Origin of the sequence: Dyadobacter jiangsuensis, from assembly GCF_003014695.1 — a bacterium.
GTDB classification, from domain to species: domain Bacteria; phylum Bacteroidota; class Bacteroidia; order Cytophagales; family Spirosomataceae; genus Dyadobacter; species Dyadobacter jiangsuensis.
The window spans coordinates 586,484-604,712 of record NZ_PYAS01000003.1 but is presented as its reverse complement, the minus strand read 5'-3'; the positions used below and the strand labels follow the sequence as shown (position 1 = coordinate 604,712).

Below are 18,229 nucleotides of genomic sequence, written 5' to 3'. Positions count from 1 at the left end.
AACAATATACATGGCCGTAATTAGTTTTCTGAAAATGTCTGTACATTAACAATCGGACGGAGCAGCGCGTTTGTGAATGACAGGGTTACTCCGAACGGAGCGGTAACCTGAAATCGCGGACGCGCTATGCCTTGCTGACGTTTGTGAAAGACGGAGCCTGGGCCCCTCTCCTCCAAAGTGCCGAAACGAGTTTAATTACAGCCGCATGGACCCAGACTTTTCCTCCCCTATCCGTTTCATAGCAATCGACGACGATTTACTGGATTTGCTAGCCATTTCAGAACTGACCAGAGATTTCCCCTTTTTACAGAATTGCGGAACTTACACCAACGTTCTCGAAGCTTACGAAGCCAGCAAGTATATCATACCTGACGTGGTGTTCCTGGATATTGAAATGCCCCAAATCAACGGTCTGGACCTATTCCGCAAACTCAGGAGCATAGTACCTATTGCCGTTTTCATCACCTCCCACCCCGAATTTGCACTCGAAGGTTTTGAACTCTCGGCATTGGACTACATCCTCAAACCGTTAACAGAAGAGCGTTTAGCCGTGGCGGTCAGGCGGATCAGGGAATTCCGGGAGATGATGAACAAAGCGCGCGCATACGAGGTATTGTTCGAACAGGATATACTCACATTCAAGGATGGATACACGCATATCAAACTCGCCCAGCGCGATATTGTATACCTGGAAGCGATGCAGGACTATACCAGGATCGTCACCGTAGAGAAAAGTTACATGACCTTATCCTCGCTATCCTACTTTATGGATATGCTGCCTTCCGATCGTTTCATCCGGGTACATCGTAGTTATGGAGTCGCCATCCGCCATATCAAGGAGTTCAAGCAATCGGAGGTGCTTTGCAACAATACCGTTATTCCGGTAGGCAAAACCTACCGCCCTGTCATATCCAAACTCAAGACCGATCAGTAAGACAGTTCTTCGCCTCATCTTCCCTCACCTGAACAAGAAACCTATGAAAGTTATCATTCTGTTTTTTACGCTGCTTATCTCTGTTCTGGCCCATGCCGGGGAAAATGAACACATCAAACTGCTCGAAGAAAAGAAGCTGAAATGCGAAGGTATTCTGGCTGCCTTCTCAGGAAAGCCGGAGAGCCTTGACCTGCTTATCAAAGAGGGAATAGAAGGGCTAAAAATTGCCGGTGAAAAGGATTACGAATATAGATATGCGTTCCATCAGGCCATCGGAACGGGGTACTATTACAAGCAAGACTTCAAATCCGCAAAGGAGCAGTTTGAACAGTCATATGCTGTTGCGGTAAAAGGTGCAATGACCGACAAAAGCTTGAAGCCCCTTGGTCACCTGGTTTCCGTTAATTATTACATGGGATTGACCAAAGAGGCCGATGAAGCAGCTGAGAAACTAAAGAATGCGATTGAGCCGATTTCAGATCCGAAACTGAAAGCAGATGCTTACTATAATCTGGGATTGTATAACCAACAGCAAAAGTTCTATTACGGGATCGCGCTCGATTACTTCCTGAAAAGCGTTGACCTTTACAGACCGATCGCCGACACCACAAAGATCATTAAACTCAAAGTCGACTATGCTTCCAGGTTGATGATGGTGGCAGAAATTTATCTCTTTTTAAAACAACCCCAAAAAGCACTTCAATACCTGAATCAGGCAAAGCCCACCTTAGGTTTATCGCTCATCAACGACATTAATGCTTACGGTAAATTTATCCGGTGCTATGAGCTTCTGAAAAATAAAACCGAGGCACTTGCGTATTACAAGCTTCTGCACGAAACCGCGGCGAAAACAAACGGGAACTGGTCTCAGTTGATTTCTTCCAATCTCGCGATGGCGTCACTTGCTTTGCAGGACAAACAATACAGCCTCGCCAAAATGTATCTGGATAAAGCAGATGCCCAAGCTAAAAAAGACAATAAGGAGGTTATGACATTCAGCGTCGATCTGGCCTACGGCGACTACTACAAGAGCTTGAAGGATTATAAAAATGCATTGAGGTACTATAAAATGTCCGAGCACGGTTCGGCTCTGTACAATAGAGAGCAGCACCTGGAATTGCTCAAATCGCTGACAGCCGTTGAAATGCTTGCGGGCAACCCGTCAGATGCTGCTGCTTATCATGCCAAGTATGTTTCACTCTCCGATTCTCTGACAGACAGCAAGGTTTCACTGAACCTGGCTGAAATGGAGGCGCGTTTCCAAAACAAGGAAAAGCAATTGAGAATTGACAATCAAAACACCGAGCTTTCTTATGCGAGAAACCAACGTTTGTGGTTGGGCGCCGGATTGCTGCTTATATCTCTTGTCGCTATTTTGTTGACGATCAACTATCGCAACAAAAAACGTACGGCCGATTTGCTGGATAAAAAGAATGAAGAGCTCACCAGGGTTAACGATGAACTGGAAGAGGCCAATCAAACCAAGGCAAAACTCTTTGGCATTATCAGCCACGACCTGCGTTCCCCGATCAATCAGGTATATCAATTCCTCAAATTACAGCAACGTAATCCGCAATTATTAAACGACGCCCAGCGGGCTGAGCTCAGCGATAAGATACAAAGCGCGACCGGATCACTCCTTGAAACGATGGAAGAACTGCTGCTTTGGTCGAAAAGCCAGATGAGCCAGTTCAAAACCGATATTAAACCTGTTGATTTAAAAGATGCGACCAGTCAGGCGGTGCAGCTGATTCAGCTCAATATCGAAGCTAAAAGGATCACGATCAACAATGAAATTTCCGCGCCGGTATGGGTTAAGGCAGATCCGTACTATCTGCAGACGATCATCAGGAATCTACTTCAAAACGCTGTAAAATCTTCTCCTGATGGCGGGATAATTGACATCCGGTGTGTGCACGTAGACGCCGGAGTTGTGCTGGTCATCGGCAATACCGGGAGTGAATTCACGTCTGATCAGTACGCACAGGTCCTTGCGAGCACCAATCACGGGCTCTCTGGTTTGGGATTGAAATTGGTCGACGAACTTTCACGAAAAACAGGTATTGCGGTTAGCTTCGAAAATCCTGAACGAGATTCAACGACGGTAAGTTTGACTTTTGCAAATTGACAGTTTTCCGGCCTTTGCCGAGCGATTTCTGTTGTCGGAACGTTCATCGATTTCGCACGTTCATTCATCGATTATTTTGAAAACCGGGGTATGACGGCAATTAGCTTTGGATCTGCCGAAAAGCAATTTGCGATTCAACAATTATCCTAAATTTTCGAAATCATGAAAACAGTTAACAGTATCCGCTCGATAGCCGCATTGTGCCTTTTGCTTGTGTTATCCTCCGCCTGCTCAAAAGAAGAAACTGATATTGACCAGGAAGAATCTGAAAAGACCGGGACATTCAAAATTGACGGGGTGAGCTACAAAGGCAAAACCAGTATCCTTACAATTGGCGGCATATATTCCGTTTCCTGCGAGCAGGATAATCCCTACAAGCTGATCCAGGTGCATTTTGGAAGTAAGGAAGAGGCAGAGAAAGGAGGCACATTCAATGTAAGGGATTTTGGCATTGGTGCGATAAAGGGGGAAGTCGAGGTGGGTATAGATGGCCTTACATTTGATCCGGATGGAAGTTATACGGTGACTGTAAAGGACAAGAAGATAACGATGAACAATGTAAAGCTGATCCAGACCGGGCAGGGTACAAAAAAGCCGGTAATCAACGAATGCGTGATTGAGTTTTAACCGAGAAGCCGATCTTACATTTCTCTTTCCCGAAAAAGGGGTGTTCCGCTTTTGGAACATCCCTTTTTCGGCTTCAACCTCATTCAGGTACCAGCTCATATTCATTGATACTATTGCCGGTTTTGCGGCTTTCGTTGGTGCGTTTGAGCATTAGGTTTTCACGCGTGGGAGGTGCTGTCAGATAGAACTCGATGTTCCCGGACGATTCGCTTGGCGGTGGTGAGAGGTTTTCAAGAATGAGCCGGTTATTGTCAGTGGAAAGAGACCACGTTCCCACAAGCTTACGACCGTCTACATCTCTGAAAATGACCTGATCGCCGGCCGTCAGGTCGAGCCGAAACCGGGCATAGCCGGGCTGGGTGCTAGCGGGATTCCCCTCCGTGTAAACCAATACGCCATTTTGCCTGACAGATTTGGCTTTCCATACGATATTAATATCGGCCGGCTCAACTTTTTTGGGTTGACAAGCGGCCAGAAAGGCCACAAGGACAATGCATATGTTTGTTTTCATGATCGGTTCCGGTTTAATGTACAAGCACTTTTCGTCTGATTATCTTTTGGTTACCGTCTATCACGGCAATGTAAAGTCCCGACCCTATGGTACTCAGGTCAACTTCCATATGCTGCGACAGCTTCACGTTCTTGACAACCACACCCCGCAAGTCATATAACAGCAAGCGACCAGGGCGTGGCTGGCCAAGCCTGACGTAGAGTATTTTGCCATGCACGTAGGCAAGGTCGTCGTCTGCCGCAGGTTCTGCGCCGGTTATGATCGCATTCGCAGATAATTTCACAATGTCGCTATACGGAGATGCGCCCGCGTCGTTGATAGCCTTGATCCGGTAATAGTGGTCGGTAACGTCTATTATTTCCCGGTCGTCAAAAACCCGGCCGGGGTATGCCACGCGGCCTATCTCGGTAAAGTTCTTATCGGGGCTTTCGGATCGCTCGACGATCACTGTCTTGGTATTAGGCGAAACGGCATCCCAGCTGAGCCGGATCAGATCAAAGTCGATCGCCGTTACTTTCAGGTTTTCGGGCCTGGCCGGCAGTGGTGCCTTAGGCGTAGTTACAACAGCGACGTTGGAATAACCCGAATACCCGATGGCATTCAGCGCCCTTATCCGGAAATAATAGGTTGTCTGGTCTTTCAATCCTTTATTGGAAAATGTCGTGGTGTTTCTGCCCACACTATCCACATAAACAAAATTGCTTCCGTCGGTAGATCGCTCGATCGTAAAGTTTCTTTCATTGCCAGAGTTATCGGACCAATTCAGTTTTACCGAAAAATAGTCAGTTGCCGATGCCGCAAGGTTGGACGGAGCATTGGGAATCACATCCCGGGTTGTTGCGGTGGCTATGTTGGTAGGCTCAGACGCTCCCTGTGAGTTTCTCGACCGGACGCGGTACCAATACTTTGTGGCCGGTGTCAGTCCCGTGTCCTGAAAAGCATTTGTATTAGCTGCCGCTTCGCCTGCTTTCGAAAAGCTGGTCCCGTCTGTCGATCTTTCAATATCAAAACCGGATTCATTCATTGAGTTATCCTTCCACATCAAATTGATTTGGCTGCTCGAAACTGTTGCCGCGGTCAGGTCCGTGGGTGAAATAGGCGGTACGTCAAAAGTAGTAGTCTCGGCAACATTGGAATACGGAGAATAGCCTATTGCATTTTTGGCCCGAATCCGGTGCCAATATTTCGTAAGGGTGTTCAATCCTGCGCTTTGATAGGTGGTCTGGTTGGCAGCTACGTCAGCAATTTTTGTAAAAGTTGTCCCGTCCGTGGAACGTTCCACTTCATAACCGGTTTCAAGACCAAATGTCCCTGTAATATCCGTCCACCTCAGATCAATCTGCTTGTTGGTGACCGGGGTAGCGCTCAGGTTTTGAGGGGCAGCGGGGGCAATATCCCTGGTCACAGCGCTGGCCACATTGGAATAACCCGAGCTGCCACCATTGTTTTTAGCTCTTACCCGGTACCAATATTGGGTATTAGCACTCAGCCCATTACTTGGGTAAGAAGTTGCGTTAGCCTCTGCATCCCCTATTTTTGAAAAGTTGGTACCATCTGGCGAGCGTTCAATTTCAAAACCACTTTCATTTCCCGAGTTATCCGTCCATCTCAGGTTGAGCTGACTTTCACTCGCTGTTGTTACCGAGAGATTCCCGGGCGCGGTGGGCGGACTGGCATTCGTAGTGGCATCGGCCACGTTGGTGTAGCCTGATGACCCTATGCCGTTGAATGCCCTTACGCGGTAGTAATAACGTGTAGATGCGGGCAGACCGGTGTTGTTGTATTGGGTGACGTTGGCTCCTACCGTCACTATTTGGCTAAAATTAACCCCATCCGTTCCCCGTTCGACGATAAAGCCTGTTTCGTTGCCCGAGCCGTCGATCCAATTCAACTGAATCTGAAAGGTAGGGTCGAGCGATTGTGCGATCAGGCCCGACGGCGCGGCAGGCGCGGTCTGCCGGGTAGTAGCGCAGGCTGTATTGGAATAACCTGAATTGCCCGCAGCCCCCCAAATTCCCCTGATCCGGTAGCAGTACTGCGTCGCGGGCGAAAGACCGCCGTTGTCGGTATATATACCATATTCACCGTCGGCGGTGCCAATTTGTATAAATGGGCCTTCGGAGCCGGTCGATCGCTCAATGGCAACCTTTAAACCACTATCCTTCCCGCCATAGCTGGTCCAGTTTAACCGGACACTGTTCGGTCCGATTTCAGTTGCAACAAGCCCCGAAGGCACCGGGAGGGCGTTGGTGGTAGCGCAGGCTTCCTGAGAATATTCACTGTACACACCGGCGGAATTTCTGGCCCGCGCCCTGAAACAATGGGGCGTGGAGGCAGTTAATCCGGTAGCGATATAAGTTGGGTTTGGTTGAGAGGGTTGAGAGCTAAATGATCCAACGACGCTGTATGCTCCTCCATTTACCGATTTTTCAATGAATATCGTGATGCTCGTGTTGGCGTTGAGGTCATTCATTGAAAGCGTTATGTCGCCATATGACTTTGACTCAACCACAAAGGATCTTATCGCAACCGGAGTTTGCGAAAATCCTTTCGCGGCAAACAATAGCACGGCCAGCACAAGCACTGGCATTACCCGCTTGAAACCATTGACTAGCTTCTTCATTTCACAAGAATTTTATGATCGGATTTATTATGGCCACTCTACTCCCACCGGATCGGTGGCTGCACTTTCACGTTTACCCGCATCCACAGCTACGAGGCTATAATAGTAGCCAATGCCGGGTGTCGCATATTTATCAAAAAACACAGCCTCCTTCCCTGAGACGCTGCCTATGATCTTAGCAGCGACCGTCTTTTCGGTATAGCGATAGATCACCACTTTTTCCGGCGTATCCAGGGGTGCATCCCAGGCAATCCGCACCCCCTTGTTTGTAGCCATTACGTTCAGCCCGCGCGCTGGTAACACAGCCGGGAGTTCTTTAAAATAGGCAACCTCTGTACTGTACCCGCTTGTTTTACCACTGACACTTACTGCTTTGATACGGTAACTGTACATTTCACCATTTCTGACCGTAATATCTTCATATCCATTTACAGACTTATCGCCAACGGCCTGCCTGTAAACTTCTCTGAAATCCTTGTCATCACCCGCCTTACGCTCTACTATATACGCTACAATATATGGATCAATATTTTTCATGTTTTCCCACATCAGAAATGCATGGCCTTCGTGGTACAGCATCTCGGGGTTAATCGGCGTTGCCACACGGTCGGGGTAGCGTGGCTCTGAATAAACCGCATCGCTCATTGGACCAATACGATAACTGGTGTTAATCGCCGCAACAGCCCATTTATACCCCACGCCAATGGCCAGTTTGCTGACCGCAACCTTGTAAGTCAAATCAGAACCCGTCGCCAATATCACCCCGGAATATTGTGTGAGCGAATCCGAATCGTTGGTTGCGTAATACAAATAATAGCCATGCGTATCATAATCTGCCGATTGCCAACGGAAATAGAGGGTGTCCCTGATTTCAGTAACACTCAAATTCGATGGCTTTATTAAAGCCGGACGGCTGGCTTTCAACATGCCGGAAACACGGACCGACTCCCCGGATCTGTCGTACACGCCGTTCAGCCTGACTTGATAGTAATATCCGCGTACAGGCTCCACTGCCTGATCATAATAGCTGGTATCCGAGGCAGAAGCTGTCCCGATTAATTGGTAGCCCGAGTCGAAATTATCACTCCGCCAGATTTCGATAGCCCGGAGATTTTTCGTCGAAGTCAGTTTCCACGAAATGCCAATGGCGTCATAATCCTCTTCCGACTTCGTGCGAAGGTCCATTATGGCTGGTATCTCCTCCTGTGGGCGTAAATTGGCAAGGGTTACAGTATCGGAAGCAGCACTTTCATTCCCTAGAAAATCTTTTAAATACACCACATAGCTGTACAGCATTTTTCGCCGCGCGTTGTAATCGGATATTTCCAACAACACCGAGTCTTTTTGTCCTTTCATGAAAGCCCATTCGGCCGGGCAATCGACGAAACCCGTCTGCGCGTAGGAGGCACGCATCACCCGTACGCCGGCGATATCCGGTCTTGCTCTCTTGATGTTGTACCTGATTTTGACCACGGTGCCCGTAGCTGTGTAACCCAATGATTGGACGGTGGTGGCCATCTTCGAACCGGGTACACTTACTGTGGGAGGATTGTGGTAAACTGCCGCACCTGTCGTTTTGAGCTGGCGAATTCGGTAGTCGTAACGTTTTCCCTGCTCTACTTCGGTATCCAGGTAGCCGAGCCCGAACGCTTCCAGGTATTGCGGGTTGGATGCATAAGCTCCCAGTGAATCCACGGCCGATGATGTGCGATAGCTTTCAAATACCGATGTCGTTAACGAATCGTTCGGGATGTTGTATAGCGGATTCTTACCGGCTAAAAACGTCAAACGGGCCGCGAGGTCTGCCGCACTTTGGGGTGGCTTGCTGGTCGTGCAAACGGGTTTCCAATCAGGTCTGGCGGAGCTGCCGCCTCCAACCAGAAGCCTTTCAATGACATACTGCGGCCCATGCAGCAGCTTTTCGAACTGAATAAAGACGCCATACGGGCCGGCGGTTGCACTAGCTTGCTGGGCTTTTGTTTCCAGTGCCAATAGCGCAAACAACAACCAGGCACATTTAATTAATCGTTTCATTTTCAGACACATTAAGGTGTATTTGAAGTACAGGTATTGCCCCCTGCCGTCCACTTCGGTGTGATATCGAAATTGACACTGGGTGAGCTTCCCTTGCCAACTGTGGCATTCCCCGTTACAATCAATTGCATATCTGCCCGCAAAGGTGGTAGGGCAAGTCCTGAAAACGCTTCCGTGAGGGTAGCGTTAAAGCCTGCCCCAATATTCGACGACAAAGAGAGACTGGCACCGGGAGGGCTGGTCGACGCAGTCAGCCGCGCATCCACTCCGCCATTTACATAAACCTCCCCACCAGCCCTGACTGATAAGAGTGTTCCATATGCATAGGCCTTTGCCCCAACACCCAGCCCGGCACCAAATGACAGGGCACCATTTTCATAGTTGCCATACACGTAGCCATCAGCATAAATATCAACGCCTACTTCGGCCTGGGCACCAGGTAGTCCGTAAACATGATTGAAATTGCCGATTCCTCCGGGAAGGTTCATTTCGCCGGTTGCATAAATGCCCTTAAAAGTTGAATTGAATGAGCATGGGAGGTTTTTGCGATGGCTATTGGCAAACAAAACGCTCGTCGCATCGCTAAGGTCCTGGCTATTATAATAGCCCAGCATCAAACCCGCTTTCAATGTTGTCGGTATAGGCAATGGTACATTTTCCAGAGTGCCCGAACCAACAATATAGATTCCATTTTTATCAACTCTTACCTGCCCTATTCCGCCCGAGAAAGTCATCGAGGGAGGAATATCTATCGGAGGCATTTGCAGTGTTCCGGTAAGACGGCTATTTTTAAAATCATACACAAGGCTTAGCTCTCCCAAACCGCCCGGCGCCGGAATTCCATCCAGTCCGATGTTCTGATTATCAGCTATGATTTCGCCATGCGCGGTAAATGACAGACGGTTTTTTTCTTCTTTTTTCCACATTTCAAAACCATTCGGCAATCCTGAAAATGTCATCAGCTTCCATTGCTTACCCTCCACCCTTTGATGACAGTACAGCTCCGATAACCCGGTTTTGCCTTCCAGTGTCATACTCAGCTGATTCTTGGTATAATCCGTTTTGTTGCTCACATCGTCATTAGTCGTATATATCGGATTGTCTTTGAGTTTCAGCAGATCCCTTTCAAGGTTCAGGTCCAGGTTCCGATTGTGGGTGATGTGCGTGGAATTGGCAGTATGGATCAGCAGCACATTGTCGATATGTAACTTTTCTGGCTCCTCCACGAACCCTTTCATCGCAATGATGCCATCCGCAAAATAGATCCCGTTGCTCGACCCACCGTCGGCGTCTTTCACATTGAGTGCCTCAAAATTGAGGTATCCGCTGGTCTCAAATTGATATTTCCCCGGAATCATGGTTTTAAGCTTAATCGCATTAGTCCCCTTGGGCTTGGAATAGATAAACCGCATCGAAACATCCTTAGGGGCATTGGGTATGCCGGTGGACAGCCCCGAATCAAATGCAAACCAGTCGGGCCCCGTTTCTATGGTAGTAGGGCGCACATCGATAATATTAAAATACCGGAATGACTTATTGCCGGAGCCGAAGGTCACCACATCCTGACCATTGTCCAGCAGGGAAACCGTTTGAAATTCCAGCACATCGGTTAAGCCTGGCAGCGAGCCTGCCGGTAATTTTGCTGCCGGGGAATCGCCTTCCGGCACGATGACCATCGACCAGTGCCCCTTCTTGTCGGAGCCTGTTTGCGCGTCATAACCAAAGTATGCCTTTCCGCCCAGGTTCAATTTTGCCACACCTGCCAGTTCCAGGTCCTTCGGATCGGCATCCAGCTTGAAAAAGTCGCTTCTCAGATTGAATTCCTTGATAGGAATATCGACTTTCCCGGTTTTAACAACGCCTTTGGTAGAATAGAATCCCCCTTTTTTAAAGTCGAGCTCCCAGTTCCGGATTTCGACGCTCCAATCTCCCGCCAAAGGGAATGTAAGTGGCGTTTCGCCTGATTTTTTATCGATGGTGTTGTTCTTGATAACCAGGTCGCCAATTTTTATTTTAAATTCGGAAGGAATGGCGTCTTTAACATGGCATTCAATCTCCGGAGCAAGGTGTATTTCGTCCTGAATCAACCTCGACCCGTTCAATGCGCTGGTGGCATTGAAAGCCAGGAATTTGAGCTTCATAGGTGAGCCGTCCTTCTGGGAAATGGCAAAGTTGGTCCACTTGATATTGCTTTTCTCGGAGTCGAAGGCTACCACAGCCGGTTTGCCGGTACTGAGTGTCGTATCCGACAGAAATAGCTGATTTTTACCGGGATTGAAGAGATTTTCGGAGAAGTTGAACGAATTATCAATGACCTGCGCCTGCGCCAGGATTTTCCCCTTCAATGTCCCCGGCGTTCTGATGATTTTCAGCTTACCCGCATTGGCAACGGCATCCAGCGAGGTCAGCTTGACATTATACTTAATATCCTTCACCACAATATTGGGCGTGGTATGGTATACGAGTTGATCCAAAACGCCGTCTTCCAGTTCCACCGTTTCGCTGGCCGGAATACCTTCCTTCGGCTTTTCCGGATTCGGTTTGAACGCCACATTTTCAAACCTTGCCGTCAGCTTTTCTTTCAGCGTACCGAAAGGCCCGAATCCGGGATCCGCGAGATTAACCACGCCGGTTACCTTCATGGTTTTGGGATCTATTTTTTTGATCGTAACCGGAAAGCCCCATATCGATGCAATGCTGAATTTATCGAATGTGGTGATAGTCAGTTTCAATGACTGCCCTTTGGCCTGAGGGATCACCTGGTTTGCACTAACACCGATATACGTAGGGCCCGATTCGCCCTGGTTATAGCTTGCTTCTATGGTGCAATTGGATAAGTTTTTATCCACGTCCAGCGAAAAGGAGCCGTCCTTTTTGGAAAGGGTACTGTATTTCACGGAAGCGTTTTTGCCAGCAGATACAAACACCAATGCACCTTCCAAAGGGACCTCGGCACCTTGTGCCGATTTTGTGACTACTACCCCATTGACAACTGCCGCAGGTTCCAGTAACACGGTTTTGGGTTTAGGGATTTTACTTTCCTGATTGGTTACCGACACGGTCTGCGTGACGTAACCCGGTGCCGAGATGTCTACATAAAGGTTGTCTGTCGAAACGTTTTTGAACCTGGTTTCCACAAGGCCGCTCTCGTCACTGGGGCCAAAAACGAAGCCCGGGTCATTTTTTCCAAAGAGTTTAACTTGGGCTCCACGCACGCCTTTTCCCGACGGACCTTTTTCGAAAATCTTGAACGTGATCCGGTGATCGCGTTGATAGATATCAATATCGCCGGCATTGATATTGAACCTCCCTTCTGAAAGGGTCGTGGGTTTGGGCAGTTCCGTATTAATATTCCGCTCTTCGTTGAAATAACTGATGTTTACCGGAATTACTTTGAGGATTTTAGCGGTCGACGGCGCATCGATATCAAACTTCCACATCCCGTTATTAAACTGCGTTTTGAATATATACCCGTCATCTGCCTGCACGTAAGCTTCCATGCTTTGCCCCGAGCCCAGTTCAGGAAGGGCCGTCGGCGTCACCTTGCCTTTTCCTGATAGCTGGTTGACTTTCGGCGCTGTGGCTCCAACTTCGGATATTTTACTGCCGGGAGAGGATGCTTGCACTGCACCTTTTTGAGGTTTTCCGAAATCGCCCCCCTGGCTCGCAACCGTGACAGGTACTTTGTTACCCGTGAACGACAGCACTTTATCTTGATCCGATTTCGTGTCGTAATCGATCGCCCTGCCCGTAATGTGCGTGTTAGGCTCCATCAGTACCGCCGGGTAATTGCTGTTTTGCCCAAGGAGAAGTTCTCCAATGCATACACAATCGGCGCATTCCGAACAGATTGCCGGGGTTTCTTTGATTTTAATACCGGAAGTACTTACAGCATAGAAATTATATCCCTTTGCTAGGATCTTCACTTTGGCATTCTTGCCGGGTTTGAGTGTAAAGGGGGTGATGCTTCCATTTTCGTCGGTCATTCTGTTCATGGTACCAACCGACCCGTCCTCGGGTTCATAGCTTAGCGCTACCAGGGCTCCCTTGATACCCTGTGTAGGATTTGATTTATCGACGACACGGATGCGCACAGTTGGCGGGCCTGGTTTCAAGTAACGCTGTACTACGTCTGATTTGATCCATTGATATTGGTCTGCGAAAACGACTCCGGATTTGTTTTCAATGGCAGTGCCCACACTAATCCCTCCCGAGGAAGGAGCAATTAAACTTTCGTTCAATAAGACCTTCCTGTTGATAGGCGAATCTTGAATTTCATCCCTTATCCAGTATTTGTTGGCCTCCTGACAGGACTCTATCGGAATGGGTGTCCAATCTTTATACTTGAAATACTCGGCAATTTTAATGGCGTCCTCCGGCACATCCAGGTAAAGTTCTTTGGTATAGTCGGCCCCTCCTCCGTCAAGTTTGAACCTGAATTTATAGCCCTTCCGGCAGTTAATCTTTGCTCCCCCGGCGATAGTTCTCTTTTTACCCTCAGGGCCGATTTTGTCCGAAGCTTTGATCTGATCTGCACTGAGTTTGTTTACATCGGTTTCGTACACTCCCAGCCACGATTCATTGGTGGTGATCCTTTTCAGCGAAACCAATTTGTAGTTATTTAACCCATCGTCCGACTGTTCGGTAGCAATGAAGTACAGATCGTTCTCCACCTTGGCCTTAACCATTCTCGGGAAGGTAATCGTCCCGTTTACGTCCGATTTACCGGAAGCAATCTCTCTGAATGAATTCCCATCGATTTTCCTGATCGTCTGTATCCCGGCGCCCTCGTCCACGGGCGGTCCCGTGTATACGCCCGGAACACCTATTTTCTTGTTGACTGCGCGCAGTACTGAAATCTTTATCCCCAACAAATTCTGTTTATACCCTGCCTTTTGAATGGCGGTCGTATCCGACTTGACTTGTACCAGCAGTCCATAACTCTTCACTTTGGCAATGATGGTGTTAAAATCGAAAGAGCCCTGAGGTGTCATGATCTGATCGACAGATATGCCAAAATCTGCTGCCGGGCTGGCATAATATTCGTTGTCGACGACAACACGCAGGGTGCGTTTGTAAATTCTCCCCCCTCGCTTAAACTCCCCCGAACCCGTCAGCGGAGTTCTGGCCAACTGCCCCAGAGGCATGGGCGCTTTCATTTTCACTTTGAACTCAAAAGAGCCGTCTGGGCCGGTTACCCGGGTGTCCAGGCTCTGGCTGTAATTTTTATGGAAAGCGGTAATGTCATCGTCGCCATTTCCGGGTATGCCGGATGTAACATTCTTGCTTTCCATATCCTGATACACAACCTGCAAGTGAACTTGTGTATTTCCAAGCGGCTTCGCTTCCGCACCGTCTTTGCCAGCATCGGCAAACTGGTAGGCCAGTTTCCCCTTAAAGGTCATTGTCGGCGGTTCGGTGGTTTCTATATTGAATAAGGCTTTTTCGATCCGGGCAGTTTGCGGGACTAATTTGTCTTTCGGACGTGAGAAAATCACGGCTTGCCCGTCGTCCGGTTTCTGCCCGCAACCGGGACAATACACCTTATAGTTGTCATAGGGTTTGTCGGCATACACGAGTTTTTCAAAGGTGGCCGAATAGGCATCCTCATTGGCTTTCAAAGTTGAAATTCCAATAAACTGATAACCTGCCTTCTCCACTTCTTTTTGTATTGATTGTATGGAATTCTGTTCGTTTTTAATCTGCCCCTCGACCGGAAGCCGGAACTTCTTGTAATACTCTTGTAACCCGGTGGTTTTACGATAAATGACCACATACTGGCCGTCCAGTTTTGCGTCAGGGGCCCCCGGCCAATCTTTATAGGTTTGCTTAGCAGTCAAATCCAGCGTGTAGCCCGAAGCCAGCCAGGTAATACCGTCCACCTTATACACTTTGTCTTCATGGCGCGAGATCTGGAACGTATTTTCATTCGTGGTCTGATACGACCCGGAAGTCGTAAAAGGCTGAATGAACGGGTTCACGGGGTCTATTACGCAGCGTGTGAATGTTTGGAGCGTGTCAGGGCCGTGCAGTGCCGACTTTAGTACTTTAATCGTATATCTGCCCGTCTCATCGGAGGTGCCGTATCCAACTGTCAAGAGGTAATTGCCTGGTTCCATTTTAGATAAAACCACCTTTGTATTGGGCAAAATATGGGCCTCCCCTACTTCGCCCGGGTATTTGAAAGCCAGAACACCCGTAATGGTAAGTGTATCTTTGGGACTCCCCAGGTCCTTGGCGAATAGTGAAAAGGCGACTGGTTTTGACGATAAAGGCTCATCAGGCAGCTGCGCCTGCTTGTGAACTAAGTCAGACACCCCCATCAGCTCGACAGACACTTCAAACTTCTTACCGGTGGTCATACCGGCAGGCAGGTCCTCTTGCGCTATTTGAAAGTAGGGTGTCCTGACCTGACGGACAAGTACCGGAGAATCGGACACCTTAGCCCCCAAATTTGCGATCCTGATCTGATAGTTCAGTTCGGCACGATGGTCCAAAATTGATTTGATTTGAGTCGGCACATGATAGGTCTCCTTCAACCGTGCTTCCAATTCTTGATCAAGCTTCCATTTAAACGTCAAAGGATTGTTGCTGCCCACCTGCATACTTTTTGTCCTTAACGGGCTGGCCTGATCCGGCGAAGTCATCGTGATGTATTCCAGCCCGGGAAGCGCCTTCATCATTCCATACGTGAACACCCCAACCGGACTTTTCCCATCATTCATAAAGTTGAGCTTCTGGCTCGTGGAAATGGCCTGAACCCGCCACGCATATCGTTTGCCAGATTGTAAAGGGGGATGTGAGGGGCCGTACAGAAAGGTGGTCGTACGCAAATGCTGTACCTCTATCCCGGTTCGTGGCAACACCATTGCGTCGATATACACATTGGGGTTCACCTCGGCCGGAAGTTCCACAATACGCAGGGTGTACTCAACCTGATTGGGCAATATGCCTACCGGCGCCGACCAGCTGAAAAGCTGCGTTTGCGGTGTTTTGGTAACAATCTCTTCATTGTCGAATGGGGAGATCAAAATCGGAGGTTCTACGATCCGGACCGGAATTAACCCGCTGCATCCCATTGGGAATTCTGCCGACAAAGGCCGGGTGGTAGCATTGTCGAAGGCTTGTACGCAAAGCTGGTAATTGCCTTCCGGCAGCGGCAGCCCTCTGTACAATTCATTTTTATTCATCCCCTGCACTTCAATCTGGGCCAAATCAAACAGGCCTTCCAGCTCCGCGCGGGTAAGCATTCGGCTTACGTCTGTGGCCCGTAATTCGAGTGGGCGAAGCGGACGATAATTGATGGATGTACGAATCACAACCCCGTTATCGCCTTCCAGCTTGCCCAGCAACCGAACAGACAAATCCTTACCCGACAAATTAGATATAAAGACCTGTACGCGGCTTCCGGTTCCGGGATAATCCTGAATATAAGGGCTGTACGGAGGGAGCACGTTGGTCATGATCCTGACCTGGTTTTGTGCCCGCGACGCATTTACCAGTAATCCGAAAAGTGTCGGAAAGAAAAGACAGAATATAATGTGCGCTCTTTTCATGTTGGAGAATTAAAAAGTGATCCCATACCCAAAGCTTCCACGGAATTCGTTGAATTTTTCGGATGCCTGGCCCGTATTGGAATTCAGATAATTGAGCGACAAACTGATGCTCTGCCTCTTACCTATTTGATACCCTGCATTGGCCGAAGCCGTCATTACTTTACCTGTAATGCCAAACTGCTGGTTGACCAGGTAGGAGCAATTAGCCGAAGTGCTTAGCTTCTTCTTGAAAAAGGAATAGTTCGTACCGAGCGTCGGACCGTAAAATTTCACATTTCCCGTCATCGACGAGTCCCTGGCCGGAAGGCCCGACTGGGTGTAGGAAAGCATCAGGTTTGCCCCGAACCCGGATTGATTGTGCGTCAGGAAATAGCCGATATTTACATTTTCATTATTGTTTTCCGTGCTCGAAGCCGTGTTTTCGTTTAAATCGGAAAGTTGCTGATGCGTGCCTGTTGCATTGAAAACGTGGGACATTTCCTGGCCCAGGATCGAATAGCGAAGATTTACCGTCGCCGACAAGTTGTTTTGGGCAATACGCAACGTATCTATCAACGGCCTGATACCCGCCTTTTGATTCAAACCGTAATTGGACAGGGAAATATCGACGCCAAATTCGGGCTGAGGGTTAACGGAAACCATCAGCGAGCCGACCGTACGACCCGTGCGGACGTTTTTGTTTTTGGCCAGGTTGTCATATTGAACTCCATAACTCCCCGAAATTCGTGCCTTCCCTTTCAGAAGGTTGAGTGTGGGGGCCACAGTGTAGCTCTGAATATCACTCTGGAAATAGTACGCACCTATGGTCTGAAAATTGGGATCGATGCGCTTGTACTGTAACTTTACCGCCCCCCATTTGCTTTGGTAGCCCAGTGCAGCCTGTGTTGCCTGCGTCAGTTGCGTTGAAAGCCGGGGCGTAATCATTTTGCCTAAAAACCTCGCCAGGAAGTTGCTGCCCTCTGCACTAACCTCGGATGAGCGTATGTCGCGTGTGTAAGAGCTCGCGGCCGCATCAATCTCCACAGTAATATGCTTCACAAGCAGCAAACGCGAGCTAATGCCTACCACCAGATTTTCAGCCGGAACAATGCTTTGTTCAGGTGCGGAAACCACACCGGAAACAGAATTCGTGTCATCCCTGGCGCGCAACACCAGCAAATCGATATAGTTATTGACTTTGCCGTAACCTACTTTTAAAGCGTAACCGGTTCTGTTAAACGAGGGGATAATATTAGGGTCTGCAATGCTGGATGATATCGCTTTATTAAACCTGCCGTAAACAGCGCCGATCCTGAGCAAACCCGGATTGAGCTCTACTCCGCCGCCCAAAAAAGTATGGCCAGCCAGCGTGAATGGAGAGAATGTCACATTTCGGTAGCCCGCGTGTACAGTCGCCCATTTGTAGGAAGGGCTTAATCCGAACTGGTTGAAAGGCTGGCGAAAACTGGTGCCTTGATTGCCCAAAACACCCGAAAATGGCAACGTAACCCCTCCCGGAAGAGACACCGTAATCGCGCCGCTCAGCCCGAAAGGATTCGGCTGGTTACGCCCGGCGATGCCCGTCGACCGGTATAGGCCGGCGTAGGCATTCAGGCCGCCCGATAGTTTTACTACCCTGGATTTGCCTCCGGTGCTCTGGGCAAAACCGACCAGGCAACAAAAGCATTGCATCAAAGCGATCCCGAAACATATAAAACTGGCTTTCATAGCTTACAGACAACTAAACGGAACATGAGAACCAAGTCCCTGTTTGACGCTATGAATCTAGAAGTTTCGTATGGCGGGCACCTTTGATAATCGATGAACGTGGCCAAAA

Annotated in this window: 8 protein-coding genes; 3 read left to right on the top strand and 5 right to left on the bottom strand. The window is 48.8% G+C overall.

The window, feature by feature from the left end; genetic code table 11:
* Positions 1 to 205 precede the first annotated feature (205 nt).
* The 3 genes from CLV60_RS08355 to CLV60_RS08345 all read left to right on the top strand — a co-directional run bounded on the left by CLV60_RS08355 (position 206) and on the right by CLV60_RS08345 (position 3,689).
* A complete protein-coding gene (locus CLV60_RS08355; protein ID WP_106594896.1) occupies positions 206 to 934 on the top strand; it encodes a LytR/AlgR family response regulator transcription factor in 729 nt (242 codons plus the stop codon).
* Between the two features lie 43 nt (positions 935 to 977).
* On the top strand, positions 978 to 3,062 hold the full coding sequence (locus CLV60_RS08350) for a tetratricopeptide repeat-containing sensor histidine kinase (RefSeq protein ID WP_106594895.1): 2,085 nt from the start codon (positions 978 to 980) through the stop codon (positions 3,060 to 3,062).
* A 162-nt stretch (positions 3,063 to 3,224) separates the two neighbouring features.
* Positions 3,225 to 3,689, top strand: a complete 465-nt coding sequence (locus CLV60_RS08345) for a hypothetical protein (protein WP_106594894.1) — start codon at positions 3,225 to 3,227, stop codon at positions 3,687 to 3,689.
* Between the two features lie 79 nt (positions 3,690 to 3,768).
* Here CLV60_RS08345 and CLV60_RS08340 read toward each other — a convergent pair whose 3' ends face one another.
* The 5 genes from CLV60_RS08340 to CLV60_RS08320 are packed head-to-tail and all read right to left on the bottom strand — an operon-like array spanning position 3,769 to position 18,120.
* Positions 3,769 to 4,200 carry a hypothetical protein gene (locus tag CLV60_RS08340; RefSeq protein WP_106594980.1) on the bottom strand — a complete coding sequence of 144 codons (432 nt, stop codon included), beginning with the start codon at positions 4,198 to 4,200 and terminating at the stop codon, positions 3,769 to 3,771.
* Between the two features lie 13 nt (positions 4,201 to 4,213).
* Positions 4,214 to 6,823 carry a fibronectin type III domain-containing protein gene (locus tag CLV60_RS08335; protein ID WP_106594893.1) on the bottom strand — a complete coding sequence of 870 codons (2,610 nt, stop codon included), beginning with the start codon at positions 6,821 to 6,823 and terminating at the stop codon, positions 4,214 to 4,216.
* Positions 6,824 to 6,850: 27 nt separating this feature from the next.
* The gene (locus CLV60_RS08330) at positions 6,851 to 8,857 is read right to left on the bottom strand and encodes a fibronectin type III domain-containing protein (protein ID WP_146151536.1); all 2,007 of its coding nucleotides are present in this window, start codon (positions 8,855 to 8,857) and stop codon (positions 6,851 to 6,853) included.
* A gap of 11 nt (positions 8,858 to 8,868) precedes the next feature.
* Positions 8,869 to 16,413, bottom strand: a complete 7,545-nt coding sequence (locus CLV60_RS08325; RefSeq protein WP_146151535.1) for a hypothetical protein — start codon at positions 16,411 to 16,413, stop codon at positions 8,869 to 8,871.
* A gap of 9 nt (positions 16,414 to 16,422) precedes the next feature.
* Positions 16,423 to 18,120, bottom strand: a complete 1,698-nt coding sequence (locus tag CLV60_RS08320; RefSeq protein ID WP_229210872.1) for a hypothetical protein — start codon at positions 18,118 to 18,120, stop codon at positions 16,423 to 16,425.
* Positions 18,121 to 18,229 lie beyond the last annotated feature (109 nt).